Annotated in this window: 21 protein-coding genes and 1 riboswitch; of the genes, 11 read left to right on the top strand and 10 right to left on the bottom strand. The window is 70.9% G+C overall.

Going from position 1 to position 20,009, the window contains the following annotated elements; genetic code table 11:
• Positions 1 to 267: 267 nt before the first annotated feature.
• The gene (locus tag JYK17_RS07805; RefSeq protein WP_108008812.1) at positions 268 to 1,665 is read right to left on the bottom strand and encodes an alpha,alpha-trehalose-phosphate synthase (UDP-forming); all 1,398 of its coding nucleotides are present in this window, start codon (positions 1,663 to 1,665) and stop codon (positions 268 to 270) included.
• Positions 1,666 to 1,770: 105 nt separating this feature from the next.
• A complete protein-coding gene (locus JYK17_RS07800; RefSeq protein ID WP_128802258.1) occupies positions 1,771 to 2,715 on the bottom strand; it encodes a glucosyl-3-phosphoglycerate synthase in 945 nt (314 codons plus the stop codon).
• A gap of 129 nt (positions 2,716 to 2,844) precedes the next feature.
• Positions 2,845 to 3,000, top strand: a riboswitch (SAM riboswitch).
• 17 nt (positions 3,001 to 3,017) lie between these two features.
• On the opposite strand from JYK17_RS07800, the gene thrC reads away from it, so the two are divergent.
• From thrC to JYK17_RS07770, 6 genes are all read left to right on the top strand, one after another.
• On the top strand, positions 3,018 to 4,304 hold the full coding sequence (gene thrC / locus JYK17_RS07795) for a threonine synthase (protein ID WP_108008807.1): 1,287 nt from the start codon (positions 3,018 to 3,020) through the stop codon (positions 4,302 to 4,304).
• A gap of 88 nt (positions 4,305 to 4,392) precedes the next feature.
• Positions 4,393 to 4,668, top strand: coding sequence for a MoaD/ThiS family protein (locus JYK17_RS07790; protein ID WP_108008805.1), 276 nt, complete (start codon positions 4,393 to 4,395; stop codon positions 4,666 to 4,668).
• 450 nt (positions 4,669 to 5,118) lie between these two features.
• Positions 5,119 to 5,325 (top strand): cold-shock protein, encoded by a 207-nt coding sequence (locus JYK17_RS07785; protein ID WP_016436693.1) that lies wholly within the window; start codon positions 5,119 to 5,121, stop codon positions 5,323 to 5,325.
• Between the two features lie 384 nt (positions 5,326 to 5,709).
• On the top strand, positions 5,710 to 7,332 hold the full coding sequence (gene groL, locus JYK17_RS07780) for a chaperonin GroEL (protein ID WP_108008803.1): 1,623 nt from the start codon (positions 5,710 to 5,712) through the stop codon (positions 7,330 to 7,332).
• A 189-nt stretch (positions 7,333 to 7,521) separates the two neighbouring features.
• Positions 7,522 to 8,649: an NADH:flavin oxidoreductase gene (locus tag JYK17_RS07775; RefSeq protein ID WP_222810085.1), complete on the top strand. Its 1,128-nt coding sequence runs from the start codon at positions 7,522 to 7,524 to the stop codon at positions 8,647 to 8,649.
• A gap of 74 nt (positions 8,650 to 8,723) precedes the next feature.
• Entirely contained in the window at positions 8,724 to 9,602 is an 879-nt protein-coding gene (locus JYK17_RS07770; RefSeq protein ID WP_108008799.1) for a metallophosphoesterase family protein, read from the top strand.
• A gap of 2 nt (positions 9,603 to 9,604) precedes the next feature.
• Here the strand turns inward: JYK17_RS07770 and JYK17_RS07765 are convergent, their stop codons facing one another.
• Genes JYK17_RS07765 through JYK17_RS07755 form a run of 3 tightly spaced genes read right to left on the bottom strand, consistent with a single transcriptional unit; the run spans position 9,605 to position 11,257 of the window.
• On the bottom strand, positions 9,605 to 10,174 hold the full coding sequence (locus JYK17_RS07765) for a hypothetical protein (RefSeq protein WP_108008797.1): 570 nt from the start codon (positions 10,172 to 10,174) through the stop codon (positions 9,605 to 9,607).
• A 5-nt stretch (positions 10,175 to 10,179) separates the two neighbouring features.
• Positions 10,180 to 10,434, bottom strand: coding sequence for a DUF397 domain-containing protein (locus JYK17_RS07760; RefSeq protein WP_128802252.1), 255 nt, complete (start codon positions 10,432 to 10,434; stop codon positions 10,180 to 10,182).
• A complete protein-coding gene (locus tag JYK17_RS07755; RefSeq protein WP_128802251.1) occupies positions 10,418 to 11,257 on the bottom strand; it encodes a helix-turn-helix domain-containing protein in 840 nt (279 codons plus the stop codon). Before JYK17_RS07755 ends, JYK17_RS07760 begins: the two co-directional genes overlap by 17 nt.
• A gap of 115 nt (positions 11,258 to 11,372) precedes the next feature.
• Between JYK17_RS07755 and JYK17_RS07750 the strand changes: the two genes are divergently transcribed.
• Positions 11,373 to 11,765, top strand: a complete 393-nt coding sequence (locus JYK17_RS07750; RefSeq protein ID WP_222810084.1) for a hypothetical protein — start codon at positions 11,373 to 11,375, stop codon at positions 11,763 to 11,765.
• 6 nt (positions 11,766 to 11,771) lie between these two features.
• Here JYK17_RS07750 and murQ read toward each other — a convergent pair whose 3' ends face one another.
• Together murQ and JYK17_RS07740 are read right to left on the bottom strand one after the other, a co-directional pair.
• Complete coding sequence (murQ, locus tag JYK17_RS07745; RefSeq protein WP_108008790.1) at positions 11,772 to 12,707, bottom strand: N-acetylmuramic acid 6-phosphate etherase; 936 nt, start codon at positions 12,705 to 12,707, stop codon at positions 11,772 to 11,774.
• Positions 12,708 to 12,780: 73 nt separating this feature from the next.
• Positions 12,781 to 13,716 (bottom strand): MurR/RpiR family transcriptional regulator, encoded by a 936-nt coding sequence (locus tag JYK17_RS07740; RefSeq protein ID WP_108008788.1) that lies wholly within the window; start codon positions 13,714 to 13,716, stop codon positions 12,781 to 12,783.
• Positions 13,717 to 13,771: 55 nt separating this feature from the next.
• Here JYK17_RS07740 and JYK17_RS07735 point away from each other — a divergent pair, with 55 nt between their 5' ends.
• A complete protein-coding gene (locus JYK17_RS07735; RefSeq protein ID WP_108008786.1) occupies positions 13,772 to 14,155 on the top strand; it encodes a DUF8819 family protein in 384 nt (127 codons plus the stop codon).
• Complete coding sequence (locus tag JYK17_RS07730) at positions 14,152 to 14,415, top strand: DUF4031 domain-containing protein (protein ID WP_108008784.1); 264 nt, start codon at positions 14,152 to 14,154, stop codon at positions 14,413 to 14,415. Before JYK17_RS07735 ends, JYK17_RS07730 begins: the two co-directional genes overlap by 4 nt.
• Here the strand turns inward: JYK17_RS07730 and JYK17_RS07725 are convergent.
• Together JYK17_RS07725 and JYK17_RS07720 are read right to left on the bottom strand one after the other, a co-directional pair.
• Entirely contained in the window at positions 14,412 to 15,563 is a 1,152-nt protein-coding gene (locus JYK17_RS07725) for a GNAT family N-acetyltransferase (protein ID WP_234548058.1), read from the bottom strand. The genes JYK17_RS07730 and JYK17_RS07725 overlap by 4 nt on opposite strands.
• 10 nt (positions 15,564 to 15,573) lie before the next feature.
• Complete coding sequence (locus tag JYK17_RS07720; RefSeq protein WP_128802250.1) at positions 15,574 to 16,248, bottom strand: HD domain-containing protein; 675 nt, start codon at positions 16,246 to 16,248, stop codon at positions 15,574 to 15,576.
• Positions 16,249 to 16,294: 46 nt separating this feature from the next.
• Between JYK17_RS07720 and JYK17_RS07715 the strand changes: the two genes are divergently transcribed.
• Together JYK17_RS07715 and JYK17_RS07710 are read left to right on the top strand one after the other, a co-directional pair.
• Entirely contained in the window at positions 16,295 to 16,960 is a 666-nt protein-coding gene (locus JYK17_RS07715) for a maleylpyruvate isomerase family mycothiol-dependent enzyme (RefSeq protein ID WP_222810083.1), read from the top strand.
• A 123-nt stretch (positions 16,961 to 17,083) separates the two neighbouring features.
• The gene (locus tag JYK17_RS07710) at positions 17,084 to 17,776 is read left to right on the top strand and encodes a copper homeostasis protein CutC (protein ID WP_222810082.1); all 693 of its coding nucleotides are present in this window, start codon (positions 17,084 to 17,086) and stop codon (positions 17,774 to 17,776) included.
• A 105-nt stretch (positions 17,777 to 17,881) separates the two neighbouring features.
• Here JYK17_RS07710 and JYK17_RS07705 read toward each other — a convergent pair whose 3' ends face one another.
• Positions 17,882 to 19,939 carry a HelD family protein gene (locus JYK17_RS07705; RefSeq protein ID WP_108008776.1) on the bottom strand — a complete coding sequence of 686 codons (2,058 nt, stop codon included), beginning with the start codon at positions 19,937 to 19,939 and terminating at the stop codon, positions 17,882 to 17,884.
• Between the last annotated feature and the right edge of the window lie 70 nt (positions 19,940 to 20,009).

Genomic DNA, 20,009 nt, shown 5'->3' with positions numbered 1-20,009 from the left:
CGGCCGGTTGCGGGTCGGCGGCGTCACGGGTCTGCTCGTCGCGGGGCTGCGGGAACGCGGAGGCGTCGTGGTGGTCGGACCTGCGGGAATCGTCCGCTGGCGCGGGCCTTCGTGACTCAGCTTGGCTGACCGGTCCACTGCGTGGGCGGCGGCGCGGTGGCCGGCTGTCGTCGGCCGGCTGCGCGTCGGTGGCGTCCCGGGGCTGCTCGTTGCCGGGCCGCGGGGACGTCGTGGTGGGCGGACCGGTTGCTGCGTCGCCCCGTCGGCTCAACCAGCCTGCCCCGTCAGGGCGTTCAGCTGGTCCAGGAACCATTGGGCCGGCGGTAGCGCGGTCGCCGCTGCTGACAGGCGCTTGGCGCGTTCCGCTCGTTCCTCCGCGGGCATGGTCAGGGCCTCGTGCAGGGCGTTGGCGGTTTCCACGATGTCGTAGGGGTTCACCGTGATCGCGTCCTCGCCCAGTTCCGCGTGGGCGCCTGCCTCGCGGGAGAGGACCAGGGCGCATCCGTTGTCGGAGACCAGTGGCACTTCCTTGGCGACGAGGTTCATGCCGTCGCGGATCGGGTTGACGAGGGCCACGTCGGCCAGTCGGTAGGCGGCGAGCGAGCGGGCGAAGTCGTCCTTGAGGTGCAGCACGACCGGGGTCCAACCCGGGGTGCCGTAACGGGAGTTGATCTCGTCCGCCACTCGCTGCACCTCGGCCATGTAGTCCCGGTAGACGGCGAGGTCCTGCCGGGAGGGGTAGGCGAAGGCCACGTGCACGACGCGCTCGCGCCACTCGGGGCGGGAGTCGAGCAACTGACGGTACGCCAGCAGCCCGCGCACGATGTTCTTCGACAGCTCGGTGCGGTCGACCCGCACGACCGTCCTGCGACCCTCCCCGATCTCGTCCCGCAGCGCCGCCATCCGCTCCGTCACGTCGTCCCGGTGCGACCGCTCGCGCAGGAAGTCCGCGTCCGCGCCGAGGCCGTGCACCCCGACCTCCGTGCCGCCCAGACCGCCCACGAAGGCCGTACAGCAGGCCGTGAAGGCGTCCGCCCAGCGCCGGGTGAGGAAGCCGAGCCGGTCGGCGCCCAGCATTCCGCGCAGCACCTGCTCGGCGATGTCGTCGGGCAGCAGCCGGAAGTACTCCACGGGCGCCCACGGCGTGTGCGAGAAGTGCCCGATCCTCAGGTCGGGCCGCAGCTCCCGCAGCATCCCCGGCACCAGGCACAGGTGGTAGTCCTGCACCAGCACCGCCGCGCCCGGCCCCGCCTCCTCGGCGAGCGCCTCGGCGAAGGCGCGGTTGTAGGTCTCGTACGACGCCCACTGCCGCCGGAACTCCGCGTCGAAGACCGGCTCCAGCGGGGTCTGCCACAGCAGATGGTGGACGAACCAGAGCACCGAGTTCGCGATGCCGTTGTAGGCGTCCGCGTGCACGTCGCCCGGGATGTCCAGCATCCGCACGCCGTCCTCGCCGATCCCGCGCCGCACCGCCTCCCGGTCGCCGTCGGACAGTGCCGAGCACACCCAGAGCGCGCCCGCGTCCGGACCGATCGCCGACAGCCCGGAGACCAGCCCCCCGCCGCCGCGCTTCGCGGCCAGCGAGCCGTCGTCCTGCACCTCGTACGAGACCGGTCCGCGATTGGACGCGACCAGCACCTGATGAGCGCCGTGCGTGGAAGCCATAAGCCTCAACCTAGCCCGGCCTGGAAACACTCAAACGTCCGGTCGCCCCTCGTGGGCGGACCGTTTACGGCGCGTCATGCGGCGTCATACGGCGCGTCGCCGTGCTCAGGCGACCCTTCGCTCGGCGTACTCGGCGATCTCCGCCATCGGCGGCCGCTCCTCGGTGTCCACCGCGTAGGTGCGCGGCTCGAAGCCGTCCTCGCCCCGCTCGAACTGGATCAGCGACGGCCGCACGAGATGTCCGCGGGCCAGTCTCAGCTGCGCGGTGCGGTAGATCGCGGCGGCCATCCGGCCCAGCGCCTGCCCGTCCTGGTGGCGGTGCCTGCGCACGCCGACGTCGACCTGGGCGAGCCCGTCCAGGCCCACCAGGTGCAGGGCGTCGACCAGCATGCCCAGCTCCACGCCGTAGCCGACCGGGAAGGGGAGCTGTTCCAGCAGGCCGCGGCGGGCCGCGTACTCGCCGCCGAGCGGCTGCACGAAGCCCGCCAGCTGCGGCCAGTGCATGTTCAGCAGCGGGCGCGCCATCAGCTCGGTGACCCGGCCGCCCTGCCCCGCCGCCCCGGCGAGCGGCCGGTCGTACATGGCCTTGACCAGGTCGATCCCGGGGTCGGTGAGCAGCGGGCCGACGATCCCGGAGACGAAGCCGGAGGAGAACTCCCGCAGGTCCGCGTCGACGAAGCAGACGATGTCGCCGCTCGTCACGAGCAGCGAGCGCCACAGAACCTCGCCCTTGCCGGGCACGGCCGGGATGCGCGGCAGGATCGCGTCCCGGTGCACCACCCGCGCCCCCGCCTCGGCGGCCACCTTCGAGGTGGCGTCGGTGGACCCCGAGTCGACGACGACGATCTCGTCGACCAGCGGAGCCTCCTCCACGAGGTCGCGCCGGACGGTGGCGACGATGTCGCCGACCGTCTCCTCCTCGTTGAGCGCGGGCAGGACGACGGAGACCGTCTGGCCCGTACGCTGCTTGGCGGCGAGGATGCGGTGGAGCGGGCGGTCGGCGGCGGACCAGGAGCGCGTGCGCAGCCAGCGCTCGACTTCTTCCAGCACGGTCGGCGGCTCCTCACGGTCGTCTCGCGTTACGGACGGCCCTCTCAACTGTCGTGGCCGTCGGTTACAGTCTTGAACAACGCGGATGACGATCGCTGTGCGGGGTCGCCGCGACTCACAATCGAATACAGCTCATCCAGAGGGGCAGAGGGAAACGGCCCGTTGAAGCCCCGGCAACCCTCCAGCCGGTACTCGTCGATCAGTGTTGATCATCCGCGAGGCTCCCCGGCTAGGGAAGGTGCCAAATCCGTCTCACGGCGAGATGCGCCGTGAGGAAGATGAGGAGAAAGGGCCTCGCCTCCATGGCTGCGCAGACTGCTGCAAGCACCACCGACTCCACGACCGTCGACCTCGGCCCCGCCGCCGCCCTCAGCTGCCGCGAATGCGGGCACCGCGTACCGCTCGGACCGGTCTTCGCGTGCGAGGAGTGTTTCGGCCCGCTCGAGATCGCGTACGACTTCTCGGCCTACGAGCCCGAGGACCTCCGCAAGCGCATCGAGGCGGGCCCCGCGAACATCTGGCGCTATGCGCCCCTGCTGCCGGTCCCCGCTGACGTGGCGGACAAGCCCAACATCAACCCCGGTTGGACCAAGCTCGTCAAGGCCGACAACCTCGCCCGCGAGCTGGGCGTGACCGGCGGTCTGTACGTCAAGGACGACTCCGGCAACCCGACGCACTCCTTCAAGGACCGCGTCGTCGCGCAGGCCCTGGAGGCGGCGCGCGTCTTCGGCTTCACCACCCTCTCCTGCTCCTCCACCGGCAACCTCGCCGGCGCGGTGGGCGCCGCCGCGGCCCGCGCCGGCTTCCGCAGCTGCGTGTTCATCCCGCACGACCTGGAGCAGGGCAAGGTCGTCATGGCCGCGATCTACGGCGGCGAACTCGTCGGCATCGAGGGCAACTACGACGACGTGAACCGTTTCTGCTCCGAGCTGATCGGCGACCCGGCCGGCGAGGGCTGGGGCTTCGTCAACGTCAACCTGCGGCCGTACTACGCCGAGGGCTCCAAGACGTTGGCGTACGAGATCTGCGAGCAGCTCGGCTGGAAGCTGCCGGACCAGCTGGTCATCCCGATCGCCTCGGGCTCGCAGCTCACGAAGATCGACAAGGGGCTGCAGGAGCTGATCAAGCTCGGGCTCGTCGAGGACAGGCCGTACAAGATCTTCGGCGCACAGGCCGAGGGGTGCAGCCCTGTCTCCGTCGCGTACAAGGCGGGGCACGATGTCGTCCGGCCGCAGAAGCCGAACACCATCGCCAAGTCGCTGGCGATCGGGAATCCGGCGGATGGGCCGTATGTGCTCGACATCGCGCGTCGCACCGGGGGTGCGGTGGAGGACGTGAACGACGAGCAGGTCGTTGAGGCGATCAAGTTGCTCGCCCGGACCGAGGGGATCTTCGCTGAGACGGCGGGGGGTGTGACCGTCGGCGTGACGAAGAAGCTCGTTGAGAACGGGGTGTTGGATCCGAGCCTGACCACGGTGGTGCTCAACACCGGGGATGGGTTGAAGACTCTTGACGCGGTCGCCGGGACTGGGCTCACCGCGACCATTCGCCCCAATCTTGAGTCGTTCCGTGAGGCTGGGCTGGCGTAGTCGGTAGTTGTTTGTCTGCGGGCTGGTTTGGGCTGGTCGCGCAGTTCCCCGCGCCCCTGAGGGGCACACACCTGACCGGAGGTTTCACGTGAGCGTCAACGTTCGTATCCCTACCATCCTGCGTACCTACACCGGCGGGCAGGCCGAGGTTGCTGCTGAAGGGGCGACCCTGGCCGAGGTCATTGCCGATCTGGAGAAGAACCATGCGGGGATCGCTGCCCGTGTGCTCGACGATCAGGGCAAGTTGCGGCGGTTCGTGAACGTGTATGTGAACGACGACGACGTGCGCTTCGAGCAGGGCCTGGAGACGGCGACCCCGGACGGTGCGGGTGTCTCGATCATCCCGGCCGTCGCCGGAGGCTGACGAACAGGTCGCGCGCCCCGATTATTACCGTGGGTAAGGTCGGTTACGAAGAGTTCATGCAATTGCCCCCTCCGTGAGAGAAGCGGAGGGGGCAATTCTGCATGGTTGAGCACGGTACAGTTGGGGAACTGGCCCGGATCTGCTTGCCGCACGCATATGAGTTCTGGCTTCTCGGACAACAATAAGCGGCCAAAGTGTGCAGGTTTTTTGCGTCTTATGCTCCTTTTATGGGGCCCGACTTGCCCTGAATTCGGGGGAATTCTCAGTAAATTCCCGACCGGTCGTGCCCGGAATTCTCGTCCGATTGACCTGTTGCAGACGGCAGTTGGGCAGATACATTCAGCCGCGGTCGACGCGTTCCGGCGCACGCCCCCAACCGTGGGGGGTGAGGTCTGACCCGGATCCGCGAAGTGCGGGTCCGTGCAAGGGCCAGTAATAGGGGAGTTAGGCATGGCTCAGGGCACCGTCAAGTGGTTCAACGCGGAGAAGGGGTACGGCTTCATCGCGGTCGACGGTGGTGCGGATGTTTTCGTCCACTACAGCGCGATTCAGATGGACGGATACCGCACCCTGGAAGAGGGTCAGCGGGTCGATTTCGAGATCTCGCAGGGCCAGAAGGGGCCGCAGGCGGACATGGTCCGACTGGCGGCCGGCTGAAGCACGCGCCGGGTCAATCGCAGCGACGTTCTTCCGTTCTTGATCGAAGGGTCCGCGCCCTGGGTGCGGGCCCTTCGGCATGTCCGGGATCGGCATCGACCGCGGCCCGCACCCTCCGCTCGGTCCCTGGGAGGCGCTTGCGCCCGCCCGTCGCCCGACCACCACCCCTCAACGAGCCCGCTCCGCGGGCGCACCTTGCACTCTCATGGGGCGAGTGCTAATCATTGGCGTTAGCACTCTGAAGGTGAGAGTGACAAAGAAGGACCGGGTCGGTGAGGCCCGCAGGCCGGGTGGGGCAAGGAACCACGAGGCATGCGTGCCGTCCGTCGCGGGCGCGGGCGCGGTCCGAAGGAATCACCCCCAGTCCTGGAGGGACCACTTCACATGGCCAAGATCATCGCGTTCGACGAGGAGGCGCGGCGCGGCCTCGAGCGCGGCATGAACCAGCTCGCGGACGCCGTGAAGGTGACGCTCGGCCCCAAGGGCCGCAACGTCGTCCTCGAGAAGAAGTGGGGCGCCCCCACGATCACCAACGATGGTGTCTCCATCGCCAAGGAGATCGAGCTCGAGGACCCGTACGAGAAGATCGGCGCCGAGCTGGTCAAGGAAGTCGCCAAGAAGACGGACGACGTCGCCGGTGACGGTACGACCACCGCGACCGTTCTCGCCCAGGCCCTGGTCAAGGAGGGCCTGCGCAACGTAGCCGCCGGTGCCAACCCGATGGCCCTCAAGCGCGGTATCGAGAAGGCCGTCGAGGCCGTCTCCGGTGCCCTGCTCGAGCAAGCCAAGGACGTGGAGACCAAGGAGCAGATCGCTTCCACGGCCTCCATCTCCGCCGCCGACACCCAGATCGGCGAGCTCATCGCCGAGGCCATGGACAAGGTCGGCAAGGAAGGCGTCATCACCGTCGAGGAGTCCCAGACCTTCGGTCTGGAGCTGGAGCTCACCGAGGGTATGCGCTTCGACAAGGGCTACATCTCGGCGTACTTCGCCACCGACATGGAGCGGATGGAGGCGTCGCTCGACGACCCGTACATCCTGATCGCCAACTCCAAGATCGGCTCCGTCAAGGACCTGCTCCCGCTCCTGGAGAAGGTCATGCAGTCGGGCAAGCCGCTGCTGATCATCGCCGAGGACGTCGAGGGCGAGGCCCTGTCGACCCTGGTCGTCAACAAGATCCGCGGCACCTTCAAGTCCGTCGCGGTCAAGGCCCCGGGCTTCGGCGACCGCCGCAAGGCGATGCTGAACGACATCGCCATCCTCACCGGCGGCGAGGTCATCTCCGAGGAGGTCGGTCTCAAGCTGGAGAACACGACCCTCGACCTGCTGGGCCGCGCCCGCAAGGTGGTCATCACCAAGGACGAGACCACCATCGTCGACGGCGCCGGCTCCACGGAGCAGGTGCAGGGCCGCGTGAACCAGATCCGCGCCGAGATCGAGAACAGCGACTCGGACTACGACCGCGAGAAGCTGCAGGAGCGCCTGGCGAAGCTCGCCGGCGGTGTCGCGGTCATCAAGGCCGGTGCCGCCACCGAGGTGGAGCTCAAGGAGCGCAAGCACCGCATCGAGGACGCCGTCCGCAACGCGAAGGCCGCCGTCGAGGAGGGCATCGTCGCCGGTGGTGGCGTCGCGCTCATCCAGGCGTCCACCGTCTTCGAGAAGCTGGACCTGGAGGGTGACGAGGCGACCGGCGCCAACGCCGTGCGCATCGCGCTCGAGGCCCCGCTGAAGCAGATCGCCGTCAACGCCGGCCTCGAGGGCGGTGTCGTGGTGGAGAAGGTGCGCAACCTGACCCCGGGCCACGGCCTGAACGCCGCGACCGGCGAGTACGTCGACCTGGTCAAGGAAGGCATCATCGACCCGGCGAAGGTCACGCGCTCTGCCCTGCAGAACGCCGCCTCCATCGCCGCGCTCTTCCTGACCACCGAGGCCGTCATCGCCGACAAGCCGGAGAAGGCCGCCGCGCCCGCCGGTGGCGGCATGCCGGGCGGTGACATGGACTTCTGATCGACCCCGGTCGATCCGCGTCCTTACCGAGGGCGGCACTTCCTGCCAGGCGCAGGGGGTGCCGCCCTTCGGTGTGTCCGGGGTCGGGTTCGGGGTGTGTCCGGAGTCATGGCAAAGTTCGTTCAGAGGGTGCAACAATGCATGCGCACATACCATCCGGTTAGCACCAGCACCCCGAGGAGCCCCCGCGTGACCGTCACCGAGTCCCCCACCTCCCGAGCGGCCCAGATCCTGTCGCGTCCGATCTCGCTGGGCGGTCTGACCGTCCCGAACCGGATCGTGATGGCGCCGATGACGCGCATGTTCTCCCCGGGCGGCATCTCCGGCGAGGACGTGCGCTCCTACTACGCGCGCCGTGCCGCCGCCGGTGTCGGCCTGATCGTCACCGAGGGCACCTACGTCGGTCACGCCTCCGCCGGGCAGAGCGACCGCGTCCCGCGCTTCCACGGCGAGGAGCAGCTCGCGGGCTGGGCGAAGGTGGCCGAGGACGTGCATGCCGCCGGCGGCACGATCGTCCCGCAGCTGTGGCACATCGGCATGGTCCGCAAGCAGGGCGAGCCGCCCTTCGCGGACGCCCCCGCCGTCGGCCCCTCCGGCCTGGTGACCGCGGGCGCCGAGCAGACCGGCAAGGCGATGACCCAGCAGGACGTGGACGACGTCGTCACCGCGTTCGCCGAGGCCGCGGGCGCCGCCGAGCGCATCGGCTTCGACGGCGTGGAGATCCACGGCGCCCACGGCTACCTCCTCGACCAGTTCCTGTGGGCGGGCACCAACCGCCGCACCGACGCCTACGGCGGCGACCCGGTGGCCCGCGCCCACTTCTCCGCCGAGATCGTCGCCGCCGTCCGCGCGGCCGTCTCCCCGGACTTCCCGGTGCTCTTCCGCTACTCGCAGTGGAAGCAGCAGGACTACACCGCGCGGCTCGCCGAGACCCCGCAGGAGCTGGAGGCGATCCTCGCGCCGCTGGCCGCCGCCGGAGTCGACGCCTTCCACGCCTCCACGCGCCGCTACTGGCTGCCCGAGTTCGACGGCTCGGACCTGAACCTGGCCGGCTGGACGAAGAAGCTCACCGGCAAGCCGGTCATCACCGTCGGCTCGGTCGGCCTCGACGGTGACTTCATCAAGGGCTTCCAGGGCGAAGGGGCCCCGGTCAAGGGCATCGACGACCTGCTCGACCGCCTGGAGGCCGAGGAGTTCGACATGGTCGCGGTCGGCCGGGCGCTGCTGCAGGACCCCGAGTGGGCCGCGAAGGTCCTCGCCGGGCGGTTCTCGGACCTGAAGCCGTACGACGCGGCCGCGCTGCGCTCGCTGAGCTGAGCCGAGCCCGGTGCGGGGCGTCGGCCGCCTGACACTCTGGTTGCGAACGTCAACTCCGGCTAGCGTGCTGGAGCATGAGGATTCTGCACCTCTCCGACACCCACGTCGAACGTACCGACGCCCCCAACCGGCACGGCGTCAACCCGACCGAATCCCTGCGCCTCATGCTCGACGGGCTCCGCCACCAGCGGGACGTCGACGCGATCGTCGTCACCGGTGACATCGCCAACGACGGGGCCGTGGAGGCGTACGCGACCGTACGGGAGCTGCTGAGAGAGTTCGCGCTGCCGCTGGACGCGCCGGTGTTCTGCACGACCGGGAACCACGACGAGCGCGAGGCGTTCGGCAAGGTGCTGGGCAGCGGGCATCTGGCGGCCGACGGCAGCGAGCGGGCCGAGACGGTGCTGCGGTCCGCCGCCGGGGAGCGGGCCGCGGTCAGCACCGTCGCCGGATGGCGCTTCGTCACGCTGGACTCGCTCGTGCCCGGCAAGGTGCACGGCTGGCTCAGCACCGAGCAACTGGCCTGGCTGCGCGGCGTTCTGGCCACGCCCGCGCCCAGGGGGACCGTGCTCGCCCTCCACCATCCGCCGATCAGCCTGGACGTCGGCACCCAGCGCGTCTTCGGCCTGCGCAACCCGTCGGCCCTGGCGGACGCCGTCCGCGGCACCGGCGTACGGGTGGTCCTCGCCGGCCACTTCCATCTGCAGCTCTTCGGCATGCTGGAGGCGGTCCCGGTGTGGGTCACCCCCGGGGTGGTCACGCGCATGGACCTGACCACGCGGCCCGGCACGGAGCGTGCCGTGCGCGGGGCGTCGGCCTCGCTGATCGAGCTGGGCGACGGCTCGACGGGACCGATGTTCCACACCCTCCACGCACGCGACCCACGGGCCCACGAGACGGTGTACGAGATCGACGAGGAGCAGACACGGGCGCTGATCCAACGGTTCGGTTAGTTCTACAGGTTCCCGAGCGGCTCGATGTCGACCTTCACCGGGGTGCCCCACACCCGCAGCACCTCGTAGTCGGTGAACTCGTGCACCAGCCGGTACGCCATCGCGGGGCGCGGGCCGCGGCGCTGGGCGTTGAGATACCGCTCGGCCTCGCGCCGGTCCCGCCGTGGCGTCCCGCACAGCTGCCACTCCCGGCCGTTCCACGACTCCGGCAGCCAGCGCTGCTGGGGCTGCGGGCGGTCGGCGCTGACGCCGTAGCGGGACGGCACGGTCTCGGTGACCAGCGGGGGCACGGGACCGCCGTTGTACTCCGCCCTGCGCGCCGCCCTGCGCCTGGTCTCGCAGAGCAGGCACAGGTCGTGCGCGTTCTCGTCCACGGGGCCGTTCGGATGCTCCGGGCACCGCGTCGCCGGGGCGGCGCCCGCCACACTCTCGTCCAGCAACTCCAGGGCCCGGCGCAGATCCGCCTTGACCTCATGCAGCTTGCCGTCCGGCGTATCCCCGTTGAGCGCCTCGCCGTGCTCCCCGAGCAGCCGGAGAGCACGGCCCAGAGCGGTGAGCTGGGCGTGGTTCATGAGTATCAGTGTGCGGGGTCCTTGAGCCCGGTGACGAACGCGGCCCAGGTCTCCGGGAGGAACGTGAGCACTGGGCCTTTGGGGGTCTTGGAGTCCCGGATGGGTACGAGGGTGGGGTGGTCGTCGGCTACTTCCAGGCACTCGTTACCGCCGCCGCCGCTGTATGTCGACTTGCGCCAGCGGGCGACTTCTAGGCAGTTGTTGCCGCCACCGCCGCTGTAGCTCGACTTGTACCAGGTGGGTTCAGGGATGCTCCTCATGGGCGTAATCCTGCGCCACCGACTCGATCAGGGCTAGAGACTTCTGCGGCGAGAGGGCGACGGCGGCGAGGAGTTCGAACGTGAACCTCAGTCGGGCGACGGTTGCCGGGTCGTCCTCCAGTCGTCCGGTGCCGGGTCCCTCGAAGTAGACCAGCGCAGGGGCATCCTCGAAGTCCATCAGGCGCAGCGAGCCCGCCATCGAGTTGTGCGCCCCCGCGTTGAAGGGCAGCACCTGCACGATGACCCGGCCCCGGCGGCCCAGGGCCGCGACGTGGCGCAAGGCTTCCGCCATCACCGTCCGGCCTCCGGTCTCCCGGCGCAGCGCCGCCTCGTCGAGCACCGCCCACAACAACGGCTTTGCCGGATCGTCCAGCAAGCGGGTCCGTACGATCCTGCCGTCCACCCACTCGTCGATGGTCTCCTCCGTCGCCGTGGGGTCGTAGGCGCGGTTCACGGCACGTGCGTACGCGGGCGTCTGGAGCAGCCCGGGGATCAGCATCGGTGCGTACTGGCGAATCGCCGTTGCCGTCACCTCCGCTTCCGCCGCCTCGGCGAAGTGCTCCGGGTACCGGGACTTCGCAGCCGCCCTGCAGTTCCGCAGGAAAAAATCCTCCGTACCCAACACCTCATCCAACAACCGCGCATACTCCGGCTGCATCCGACGCGTCCCCGCCTCCAACTGCCCCACGAACGACCCGCTCACGAACAACCGCAGCCCCAACTCCTCCTGGCTGAGCCCGGCCTTCTCGCGCGCGTGGCGCAGTTCCGCGCCGAGGAGGGCGCGCGGCGATGACGACGGGTCGAGGTCCTTCGGTCCCGGCATGGGCAACTCCCTGTCCGACAAACGCGGTTGTTGTGTCCTCCCGTATGGCCAGGTTAGAGCCTTGTTGAACACTCTGTGTGGTGAATCAGCAACTCACCGTGGAGGTAGGAGCGCCGTGCGACCGACCGAAGAAGTAGTGGAGACCCTGCGGAGCGCCCTCGTGGGCGTCGGCGTCGTCCTGCCCTCCCCCGGCGTCGACCCCGTCACGGGCGCGAGCGACGAGCCGTTCGCTCTGGTCGACCTCGGCCGCTGCAACACCCGTACCGCCGAGCGGCTGGCGTCGGTGCTGCGTGGGGAGCGCCCGCCGGTCGGTGCGCATGCCGTGGACGTACGGGACGGGCGGGTCGGGGAGGTGATGGGACATGTCGGAGGGCGGGTCCAGCTGCGGCCCGTGGCCGGTGGGCGCGAGTGGGACTGCCCGCCGGAGTCGACCCAGGCCGCATCGCCGGAGGAGGTGATGCGGGCACGGGTGCGCAAGGCCAACAGCCAGGGGCGGCTGCCGTGTTGAGGTCGGTCAGCCCGCCGCGGCCGCCAGCGCCGCTCGCAGGTGGCCGTCGGAGTCCTCCAGGAGCCGGGCCGCCGTGGGGCCGTCGACGCCCGCCAGGATGGCCAGGATGGCGTTCTTCACCTCGCCGTCGGTGGCCGCGAGGGCCCGCTCGATCTCGTCGTCCGGCGCTCCCGTGGCGAGGGCGACGATCCGGCGGGAGCGGGCGCGCAGCTTCTCGTTGGAGGCGCGTACGTCGACCATCAGGTTCCCGTACGTCTTGCCGAGCCGGATCATCGTGATCGTCGAGAGCATGTTGAGCACGAGCTTCTGGGCCGTGCCCGCCTTGAGGCGGGTGGAGCCGGTCAGCAGCTCGGGCCCGACGACGACCTCGATGCCGTGCTCGGCGGCCGCGGCGAGCGCGCTGTCGGGGTTGCAGGCCAGGCCCACGGTCAGCGCGCCCAGCGCGCGGGCGTGCTCGACGGCGGCGATGGCGTAGGGCGTGCGGCCGGAGGCGGAGATGCCGACGACGGTGTCGGCGGCGATCAGGCGCAGCTGGTCGAGGTCGTCCCGGGCGAGCTGGGCGGAGTCCTCGGCGCCCTCGACGGAGGTGACCATGGCGTCGGGGCCGCCCGCGATCAGGCCCACGACCTGGTCGGGATCGGTGTTGAAGGTCGGCGGGCACTCGGAGGCGTCCAGGACGCCGAGCCGGCCGGCGGTCCCGGCACCGGCGTAGATCAGCCGCCCGCCGCGCGCCATGCGCTCCGCGACGGCGTCGATGGCGGCGGCGATCTCGGGCAGCCGCTCGGCGACGGCCGTGGGCACGGTGGCGTCCTCGCCGTTCATCAGCCGGGCGATCTCCAGGGTGGGGAGCCGGTCGATCTCGGCGAGGTCGGGTCGGAAGGCCTCGGTGGTCAGCGTTTCCAACTCGGCGCGCAGTTCACGGGGGTTGGAGGTGGAGGTCATGAGGGCGTGACTCTTTCGACGGACGGTTCGGTGAGGGTTGTGCCCTGTTCTGTCCGGTGGCGGGGGCAGGGGGCTACCGCCGGTGCCGGTGCGCCAGTGCCTCGTAGGACGCGGCGAGTGCGGGCCCCGCCGACTCGTACGTCCGCTGCGCCACCCCCACGAACAAACAGTCCACGACGAGGAGTTGGCTGGTCCGGGACGACATCGCGGCGGGCCGCAGTTCGCTCTCCCGGGCGACGGACGTGGTCAGCACATGATCGGCGTACTGGGCGACCGGTCCGTCCGGCCGGCCGGTGATCGCCACCGTCGTCGCCCCGTGCTCGAAGGCGACGCGCAGCGGCTCGATGACGTCGCCGGTCGACCCGGAATGGGTGATCGCGATGGCGACGTCGCCGCCGCGCAGCTGCACGGCGTTGGTCACGGCCAGGTGCGGATCGCCGTGCGCGTGGGCTATCAGCCCGATCCGCAGCAGCTTCTGCGCCAGGTCCTGCGCGACCAGGCCGGACGCCCCGACGCCGTACACATCGATCCGCCGTGCTCCGGCCGCCGCGCTCACCGCGGCCCCCAGCTGCACCGTGTCGAGCCCGGCCGCGGTGTCCGCGAGGGTCTGCTGCTCGTCGTAGGCGAGCTTCGCCACCACGTCGGCGATGGGGTCGTCGACCGCTATGTCGGTGGTGATGGCGGGCGCGCGGCCGGACTGCTGCTGGGCGGCGAGTCCGGCGAGGGCGAGGCGCAGATCGCGGTATCCGGGGTAGCCCAGCAGCCGGGCGGTCCGTACGACCGTGGCCTCGCTGGTGCCGGTGAGCTCCGCGAGACCGGTGACTGTGAGGGCCGCGCAGCCTGCCGGGTCGCCCGCCACGGCCTCGGCGACGCGCTGCATGGAACGGGTCATGGACGGGCCGAGGGTGCGCACCTTGGCGGCGAGGGCAGCCGGTGCGGGGGGCGCGGGAGCGGCGGCCTGCGTGCCCGCACCCGAGGTGGCGAAAGTTTCCTTCACTTCTGGGGTCACATATGAAAGATATTTTCGGCTCGGTGTCGCGGTCAAGAGTGCGCACAATAGGGGCATGCACCCCATCAGTCCCCTGGAGCAGACGTTGCACGCGGCACGCGCCCTCGTCCTCGCCGACCTCGCCGCCGGCGAGGTCACCGCGGCGGACGTCGTGTCGATGGTCGAGGAGTCCGTCGTACAGCGGCGCTGGTGGGTCGAACAGTGGCCGGAGGGCGCGGACTACGTGGCGGGACTGGTCGCGCAGGACGTCCAGGACGCGCTGCTCGAATCGTACGGCCGCTGGCCGCTGTGCCCGGTCTGCGGTGGCGGCGACCCGCACGCCCTGGAGGTGGAGCCCGAGCTGGGGCCCGCCCCGCACTGGGTCTGCCACAAGGCGGGCGTGAAGGTCGCGCCGCTGGGCGCGCTGGGCCGGGCCACCGGCAGAGAGACGTCCTCATGACCGTCTACATCGACCCGCCCACCTGGCCCGGCCACGGCCGGATGTGGTCCCACCTGGTCAGCGACATCTCCTACGACGAACTGCATCAGTTCGCCGAGAATCTGGGCGTCCCCCGACGCGCCTTCGAACGCGACCACTACGACGTCCCCTCGCACCGCTACGCGGACGCCGTGCGCGCCGGCGCGGTCGAGGTCAGCAGCCGCGACGTGGTGCGCCTGCTGACGGGGGCGGGGCTGCGGCGGCCCAAGGGGCGGCTCTAGACGGCGGGTTGGGCGTCCTCGCCGGCCAGTTGGCTCTCCTGAGCGGCCTGTTGGCTGTCCTGCCCGCCCGGTTCGCGCCCCTCGCGCGGCAGTTCGTAGGCCAGCCCCTCTTCCTCCTCGCCCACCTGCCGGAAGCCCGCGCGGGTGACCACCGCCTGGGAGGGGAGGTTGTCGCGCGCGATGGTCGCGAAGAGGGTGTGTACGTCGTCGCGGGCGAAGGCCCAGTCGGACAGGGCGCGCAGTGCCTCGGTGGCGTAGCCGTTGCCGCGGGCGCCCTCGGCGAGGTCGTAGCCGATCTCGACGCGGCCGTCCTCGTCCGGGACGCCGTGGAAGCCCATGCCGCCGACCGCGCGGCCGTCCTCGCGCCGCACCAGCGCGAACACCCCGAACTCCGGCCGGTGCACGCCCCCTTCGTACGCCTTCAGCATGAAGCCGGCGGCCTCGCGGGTGCCCTCGAAGGGGCCGCCCTCGATCCACTCGAAGCCGCCGTCGCCGCCCATGCCCAGGTCGTGCGCGGCCGCGGGCGTGATGCCCTGCAGGGTGAGGCGCTCGGCCGGGATGACGAGGTTGTTGTGCCAGCGCCACTCGGTGACCGGGGCGCGGCCGGGCAGGTCGCCGCGGCCGGTGGCCCACAGGAAGGTGCGCCAGTGGTCGGGGCCCGGCTGCACGTGCGGGAAGATGTGGGTGAGGACGAACTCGGGCAGTGCGGCGGGCGGTTCGTACGTGAGGCCCAGGCCCTCGGCGACGTCGTGCGTGTGGGCGAGGACCTCGGCGATGCCCATGGCGGCGAAGCCCTCGCGGTTCGCGCTGCGGAACGGGTACGGGTGGAAGGCCCGCACCTCGCGCGGAGTGGTGCGGATGGTGGCGGCGAGCAGGGCGCCGGTGCTCTCGATCACCTGCAGCAGGCCCGTGTTGTCGGTGCCCTCGTCGAGGGTGATCTCGAAGGGGACGTAGTCGTCCTGGGCGCGGCCCGCGAGGTTCGCGGCGTATGCGACGAGGTCCTCGGCGATGTGGAACGCCGTCGTGTGGCAGCTCCACTCCAGCCGGCCGGCCGGCACCTCCGTCCAGTCCCGGTCGACCGCCGTCCGCAGCACGGCCACGCAGCCCTCGACGGCTTCCTGCACCCTTGTTCCACCCCATGCACGCATACGCCGCAGACTAGGGCGCCGGGTCCTGGGGAAGCGACAGGATTTCCAGCTCCGAGGCGAGGTTCCAGCGCGCCGTCGCCTCCCACTCCGCCTGTCCGTACGGCGTCCTGAACAGCCGTGGAAGATCGAGGAGTTGACGCAGGATCGCGGCGCGACCCGCGCGGAAGGCGTCGCTCGGCACGAAGTGGTACTCCTCGCGGACGGCGGCCGTGTAGGCGGCGTAGGCCGACGGGGGCGCGGCGAGGATCGCGAGGTCGGCGTCGCACAGCACCTGGCCGTCGCGGTCGTCGTCGGCCGGGTCGTGGGTGACGGTGAGCCGGACCAGACGGGCCACCTCGGCCGTCTTCGCCTCCGGCACCCCCGCCTCGGGCAACGCGCGCTCGGCGAGACGGGCCGAGCGCTCCTCGTTCTCGGAGCGCTCGGGCAGATAGACCGCGTCGTGGAACCAGGCGGCGAGCCGTACGACGTCCGGGTCGGCCGCGTACTTCTCCAGTACGTCGACGTGGTCCAGGACCGCGGTGAGGTGCGCGAGCGTGTGGTAGCGCCGCTGCGGCTCCTGCCAACGGGCCAGCAGGTTGTCGGCGTACGGGACCGGATCGGGGGCGGTTTCGGGAGCGGCACCGTCGGCGCGGGCCCCTTCCAGCGCACGGGTCCAGCGCAGACGCAGGGCGTCGAGATCGGCCATGCGCCCATTCTCCCGCTGATCAACCGGGGCCTCTAGCGTGGTGGTCATGACTACTGCCGAGGTACGTGACCCCGAACTGCCCGGGCGGCTGCTGATCACCGAGCGGGATGCGCTGGTGCCCCTGCTGCGGGCGCGGCCGGACGACGACTTCGCGCTGGCGACCGCCGCGTGTCCCGGCTGGACGGTGCGGGACGTGCTCGCGCACTGCTCGTCCGCGCTGATGCGGGTGGTGGAGAGCCGGTACGAGAAGGGGGTGTTCTCACCAGAGGCGAACGACCGCGACATCGCCGAGCGCGCCGACTGGACGAACACGCAGGTCGTGGACGAGCTGGAGCGCGGGATGACCGAGGCCGGGCCGGTGATCGCCAAGGCGGGCGGGAAGCTGGACCTGGTCGCGCTGGGGGAGTGGGTGCACGCGGGCGACGTGCGCGACACCTTCGGGGAGCCCGGGGCGTACGCGGGCCCCGGCCTGCCCGACGCGCTCACCCTGCTGGTGCGGATCACCCAGGAGAAGGCGCATGTCCCGCTGCACGCGGACCTCGACGACGTGGACGAGCCGCAGCGCCTGGGCGACCCGGCCGCCGCACGGCCCCCGGCCCGCTACATCGGCGGCGCCGCCACCCTCGTACGGCTGTATTCCGGGCGGCCGGTGGAAGGGACGGACTTCGAGCTGGTGGGGGTCGAGCCGCGGGAGCTGAACCTCTTCCGATGACCTCGGTTCGGATGACTCGTGGACATCCGACGAGTGAGGGGCATCGTGGGCCGGCGGGGGTACGGGCTAGGCTGTGAATTGGACTAGACCTGTAACGCCCGCCGAGTCGACGAATGAGGTCCCATGAGCAAGCGTGCAGTCCTGGAGGTGATCGCCCTCGGGGCCGAGGACGCGGTCGCCGCCCAGGCCGGAGGCGCGGACCGCCTTGAGCTGGTCACCGACATGGCCGCCGACGGGCTGACCCCGCCGGTCGAGACCTTCGCCCGGATCCGCGCCGCCGTGGACATCTCGCTGCGGGTGATGCTGCGGTTGACGGACGGGTTCGCGGCCGGGGACCTCGGACGGCTGGTGGGGATCGCGGGGGAGATGCGGGCCGCCGGGGCCGAGGAGTTCGTGCTCGGGTTCCTTGACGCGGACGGCGGGGTGGACCTGGCGGCCGTGGAGCGGCTTGTGGGTGTGCTGGACGGGTGCGCGTGGACGTTCCATCGGGCCGTTGACCGGGCGGCTGACCGTGATGCTCTGCGCAAGCAGCTGGACGGGTTGCCGGGGCTGGATGCGTATCTCACCGCGGGGTCGGCTGCCGGGGTGGATGACGGGTTGCCCGTGCTGCTCGCGGAGGTCGCTCGGCAGGGTGAGCCCGGCTACGAGCCGGAGATCATGGTCGGTGGGGGGCTTCGCTTGGAGCATGTTCCGCGGCTGCGGGCTGCGGGGGTGCGGGCGTTCCATATCGGCGGGGCTGCGCGGCCGGGGGGATGGAGCGCGCCGGTTTCTGTGGGGGCGGTGCGGGAGTGGCGGGGGGTGCTGGACGGGCGCTGAGTCGGCGGGGCGGGCGCGGGTCCAAGCGGGGGTGCGCAACCCGGCGCTAGCGAGGTGCCGCCTGCGCCCACCCGTGCCGCCCTAGGCGGCACGATTGCCCGCAGGCTACGCCGGATCCAGCTGAGCCGGCAGGGGTGCCTGGTGCGTCACGATCAGGCCCGATACCGCTCGGGTCAGCGCAACGTACAGGCGGCGCAGACCCGTTCGTTCGTCTGGTTCCCCGTTCACCACCGCCCGGGGTTCGTCCAGGACCACGTAGTCGTACTCCAGGCCCTTGGCGAGGGAAGCCGGGACCAGGGTGAGGCGGGTTTCGGTCGTTGTCTCCTCGCCGGGGGAGAGGTAACCGATGCCGGCCGCCGTCAGGGCGGCCGCCAGCTCCGGGATGCGGGCGTCCGCCGCGATCAGGCCCGTCGAGCCCTCGTTGCGAAGCAACTCCTCGCAGGCGGCGACCACTTCGGCCGTGCCGGTGATCGCGCGGAGGTCGAAGAAGCCCGGGTTCTCGCGGACCGAGGCGACCGGGGCGAGGCCGGGCGCGATGTGGGGGAGCAGCCGGGAGGCGTAGGCGATGACGTCCGTCGGGACGCGGAACCCGGCGGTCAGCTCCTCGACCACACCGTCCGTCTTGCCCAGGTGCGTCAGCGCCTCGTCCCAACTCCTCGTCGCCCACGGCGTGGTCCCCTGCGCCAGGTCGCCGAGGACCGTCGCGGATCCGGTGGTGCAGCGGCGGCCGACCGCGCGGTACTGCATCGGTGAGAGGTCCTGCGCCTCGTCCAGGACCACATGGCCGAGCGAGTGCGTGCGCTGCACGAGGTCGGTCGCCTCGTCGATCAACACCGCGTCCGCGGACGACCACTTGGCGGACTTCACCGACCGCACCGGCTTCGCCCACAGGATCGTCCGCTGCTCCTCCTCGGAGAGAACCCCCTCCGCGTGCGCGGCGAGGAACTCCGCGTCCGTCAGCAGCCGCAGCACCAGCTTCGCCGGATCGACCGGCGGCCAGATCTGCTTGACGGCCGCCTTCACCGCCGCGTTGCGGGCCACCGCGTCCTGCACCCGGTCGTCGGGCGCCTCACCGGAGCGCTCCATCTGCACCAGCACGGCGTGCGCGATGCGCTGCGGAAGGGCCTCGCGGGCGGCGCCGTAGCGGATGCCGCGCTCCAGCAACTCCCGCACGATGTCCTCGAGTTCATAGGCGGGCACGCGCCAGCGGCGGGAGCCGCGCACCACCACGACCGGCTCGGTCGGCATCGTCACGTGCGACTGGACCGCCCTGCGCAGCACCTCCGCCATCCGTGCGTCGCCCTTGACGATCGCGGCGGGCGCGTCGTCGGCGCCCCGCACCTCGATCCCGGTCGACACCAGGTCGTCCACGGTGGCCTGCTGCACGGTCAACTCGCCCAGCGCGGGCAGCACTTGCTCGATGTAGTGCAGGAAGGAGCGGTTCGGTCCGATGACGAGGGTGCCGGTGCGGGCCAGCCGGTCCCGGTGGGCGTAGAGGAGGTAGGCGACCCGGTGCAGGCCCACGGCCGTCTTCCCGGTGCCGGGACCGCCCTGCACGCACACCGTTCCGCCGAGACCGCTGCGTACGATCTCGTCCTGCTCGGGCTGGATCGTCGCGACGATGTCGCGCATCGGGCCCACGCGCGGGCGCTCGATCTCCTGCTGGAGCAGCTTGCTGGTGCGGGCGGCCTCGGCCGGGTCGGAGAGGTGCTCGTCCTCGTACGCCGTGATCTCGCCGCGTGTGTAGCCGAAGCGGCGGCGCAGCGCGACATCCATCGGGTCCTTCTTCGAGGCCCGGTAGAACGGCTGCGAGACCGGTGCGCGCCAGTCGATGACCATGGGGTCGCCGTCGTGGTCGTGCACATGGCGGCGCCCGATGTAGAAGCGCTCGCCCTCGGCTCCCTCGGCCTGGTCGGCGCCAGGGGAGTGCAGATAGTCGAGGCGGCCGAAGAACAGCGGGGTGTCGCTGAGGTCGGCCAGCGCCTTGATGCGTTCGTCGATCTGGCGGGCCAGGACCTCGGCGTTGACCCAGTTCGCGGTGACGTCGCTGATGTCGAGGGACTCGACGTCCTCGCGCATGGCGCGCAGGGCGGCACGGGAGACGGCGAGATGGGAGCGCTCTCGTTCGAGCGGATCGAGGGCGTCGTCGACGGGCGTGGACAAGGCGGTGCCTCCGGGGCCTACGAGCAGGTGGCTTGAGAGAGCCGGCCGGTTTCCGTCCGGGCGGCAGCGC

It is taken from the genome of Streptomyces plumbidurans, from assembly GCF_019857225.1.
Taxonomy (GTDB): domain Bacteria; phylum Actinomycetota; class Actinomycetes; order Streptomycetales; family Streptomycetaceae; genus Streptomyces; species Streptomyces plumbidurans.
This window is presented reverse-complemented; position numbering and strand designations above follow the sequence as displayed.

Excerpts from the sequence above, each read along its gene's own strand:
- JYK17_RS07805 (WP_108008812.1), bottom strand. The coding sequence starts at position 1,665 with ATGGCTTCCACGCACGGCGCTCATCAGGTGCTGGTCGCGTCCAATCGC.
- thrC (WP_108008807.1), top strand. The coding sequence starts at position 3,018 with ATGGCTGCGCAGACTGCTGCAAGCACCACCGACTCCACGACCGTCGAC.
- JYK17_RS07785 (WP_016436693.1), top strand. The coding sequence starts at position 5,119 with ATGGCTCAGGGCACCGTCAAGTGGTTCAACGCGGAGAAGGGGTACGGC.
- groL (WP_108008803.1), top strand. The coding sequence starts at position 5,710 with ATGGCCAAGATCATCGCGTTCGACGAGGAGGCGCGGCGCGGCCTCGAG.
- JYK17_RS07770 (WP_108008799.1), top strand. The coding sequence starts at position 8,724 with ATGAGGATTCTGCACCTCTCCGACACCCACGTCGAACGTACCGACGCC.
- JYK17_RS07765 (WP_108008797.1), bottom strand. The coding sequence starts at position 10,174 with ATGAACCACGCCCAGCTCACCGCTCTGGGCCGTGCTCTCCGGCTGCTC.
- JYK17_RS07760 (WP_128802252.1), bottom strand. The coding sequence starts at position 10,434 with ATGAGGAGCATCCCTGAACCCACCTGGTACAAGTCGAGCTACAGCGGC.
- JYK17_RS07755 (WP_128802251.1), bottom strand. The coding sequence starts at position 11,257 with ATGCCGGGACCGAAGGACCTCGACCCGTCGTCATCGCCGCGCGCCCTC.
- murQ (WP_108008790.1), bottom strand. The coding sequence starts at position 12,707 with ATGACCTCCACCTCCAACCCCCGTGAACTGCGCGCCGAGTTGGAAACG.
- JYK17_RS07735 (WP_108008786.1), top strand. The coding sequence starts at position 13,772 with ATGCACCCCATCAGTCCCCTGGAGCAGACGTTGCACGCGGCACGCGCC.
- JYK17_RS07730 (WP_108008784.1), top strand. The coding sequence starts at position 14,152 with ATGACCGTCTACATCGACCCGCCCACCTGGCCCGGCCACGGCCGGATG.
- JYK17_RS07725 (WP_234548058.1), bottom strand. The coding sequence starts at position 15,563 with ATGCGTGCATGGGGTGGAACAAGGGTGCAGGAAGCCGTCGAGGGCTGC.
- JYK17_RS07720 (WP_128802250.1), bottom strand. The coding sequence starts at position 16,248 with ATGGCCGATCTCGACGCCCTGCGTCTGCGCTGGACCCGTGCGCTGGAA.
- JYK17_RS07715 (WP_222810083.1), top strand. The coding sequence starts at position 16,295 with ATGACTACTGCCGAGGTACGTGACCCCGAACTGCCCGGGCGGCTGCTG.
- JYK17_RS07710 (WP_222810082.1), top strand. The coding sequence starts at position 17,084 with ATGAGCAAGCGTGCAGTCCTGGAGGTGATCGCCCTCGGGGCCGAGGAC.